General features: G+C 62.4%; 1 protein-coding gene and 1 tRNA gene. One reads left to right on the top strand and one right to left on the bottom strand.

Annotated elements, in window-relative coordinates; translation table 11 throughout:
- Positions 1-129: 129 nt before the first annotated feature.
- A complete protein-coding gene (gene gndA, locus Q4E95_RS01515) occupies positions 130-1587 on the bottom strand; it encodes an NADP-dependent phosphogluconate dehydrogenase (protein WP_303381616.1) in 1458 nt (485 codons plus the stop codon).
- A gap of 428 nt (positions 1588-2015) precedes the next feature.
- On the opposite strand from gndA, the gene Q4E95_RS01510 reads away from it, so the two are divergent.
- Positions 2016-2091 (top strand) — tRNA-Val (locus Q4E95_RS01510).
- The last annotated feature ends 2 nt before the right edge of the window (positions 2092-2093 follow it).

The following is a 2093-nucleotide window of genomic DNA, read 5'->3' as shown; positions in this document are numbered from 1 at the left end:
CGCCAACAAACATCTAGCCCGCCTGGTGTTTGTGTGGTTGCCGTGCTGTGCTTATAATCAGCCCGCCGGGGGCCGCGTTTCGTTCGAAAGGCGGCCCGCGGCGTCGTGAGTGGCTCTACTGCCTGCGAATCAGGAGACGACCTCTGAACGGTTTCCGCTCCACAGGACGTGGAACGAGCTCTCCGGATCGTCCACGCGCTTGTAGGTGTGCGCGCCGAAGTAGTCGCGCAGGCCCTGGGTCAGGGCGGCATTCAACCGGGGGCGCCGCAGGGCGTCGTAGTAGGCCAACGCCGAGGAGAACACCGGTGCCGGAATGCCGCGTTCCACGGCGCGTGCCACCACCCGGCGCCATGCGGGCAATGCGTCCTCCATGGCCGCAATGAACTCGGGGGCGAACAGAAGGTTCAGGGGATCCTTGTCCCCCGCGTAGGCCTCCATGATCACGTTGAGCAGCTCCGCTCGAATGATGCAGCCCTCGCGCCACAGGCTGGCGATGGTGGCCAGGTTCAGATCCCAACCGTATTCACGGCCGGCCATGGTGAGCATGTCCAGGCCCTGGGCGTAGGAGACCAACTTGGACGCGTAGAGCGCCTTACGGATGTCGTCCACGAACTCCGGGTCCTTGACCACGTCTTCGGTGGTGTCTCCGATGCCCGCGGGCAGGATGTCCTGGGCCTCACGGCGCATTTCCGGCTCGGAGGAGGACAGCGCCCGAGCGAACACGGACTCGGCTATGGCCGTGACGGGCGACCCCAACTCGAGGGCTTCCTGAACGGTCCAACGCCCGGTGCCTTTCTGGCCGGCGGCGTCGGCCACGATATCAATGAACGGCTTGCCGGTCTTGGAGTCCACCTGACGCAGAACGTGGGCGGTGATCTCGATCAGGTAGGACGACAGCTCGGTCTTGTTCCACTCGTCGAACACGTCTGCCTGTTCGGCCGGTTCCAGTCCGGCGACCGAGCGCAGCAGCTCGTGCGCCTCGCCGATAACCTGCATGTCTGCGTACTCGATGCCGTTGTGCACCATTTTCACGAAGTGACCGGCACCGTCCGTGTCGATCCAAGCGCAGCAGGGCTTACCATCGCCGGCCTTGGCTGATATGTCCTCGAGCATGGGACCCAGGCTCTTGTAGGACTCCTCGGAACCACCCGGCATGATGGACGGGCCGTTCAGAGCGCCCTCCTCACCGCCGGACACACCGATTCCCACGAAGTGCAGGCCGTTCTCCGCGCATTCCCGCTCGCGGCGGCGCGTGTCCTGGAAGTACGAGTTACCCCCGTCGATGATGATGTCGTTCTTGTCGAGCAACGGAGTGAGTTGTTCGATCACGGAGTCCACGGGAGCACCCGCCTTGACCATCACCAGGATGCGCCGCGGCTTCTCCAAGGAGTCCACGAGTTCCTGCATGGTCTCGGTGCGAATGAAATCGCCTTCCGAACCGTGCTCCTCGAGTAGAGCATCGGTTTTACCCACCGAGCGGTTATGAAGGGCCACGGAGTAGCCGTGGCGAGCAAAGTTGCGGGCGAGGTTCGCGCCCATCACCGCGAGGCCGGTGACACCAATTTGAGCTTTCTTATCTGCAGCCATGGCACAAGCCTACGCACCGAGGGGGCGCCTGAGCGGGTATTGCCTTTTGTTCCCACGCTCACAGTTGGGCAAGGGAAAAGCCCCGGACCTGTGCGGTCCGGGGCTTCTACGGTGGAGACCGACGGAATCGAACCGCCGTATCTGTCACGCCCGAAAGCGATCCAGCGCACCAGCGTCCCCTAGTACGAAGGCAATGTTCCGTGCGTTCGTGACTCCTACGTTAACCCATGCTTGCCATCAGATGCCAACTTCTGCCCTGTCGAATGGCTCACAACCCGTTGACGCACCAGCCCGGAGGCGGGTGGATACGTGATCAACTACACATACCGGACGTTCGGTCGCGGTTACCAGGAACTACGTACGTGCAGGTAGGCTATACCCCAATCGGGTGCTGGCAGCTGGATCAGTTATGCCCACCCGATTATAAAGGGCCTTTAGCTCAGCTGGTAGAGCGCTACGTTTACACCGTAGATGTCATCGGTTCGATCCCGGTAGGGCCCACCAGA

The organism is Kocuria sp. (assembly GCF_030536815.1).
Lineage (GTDB): Bacteria > Actinomycetota > Actinomycetes > Actinomycetales > Micrococcaceae > Kocuria > Kocuria gwangalliensis.
This window is presented reverse-complemented; position numbering and strand designations above follow the sequence as displayed.

Excerpts from the sequence above, each read along its gene's own strand:
- gndA (WP_303381616.1), bottom strand. The coding sequence starts at position 1,587 with ATGGCTGCAGATAAGAAAGCTCAAATTGGTGTCACCGGCCTCGCGGTG.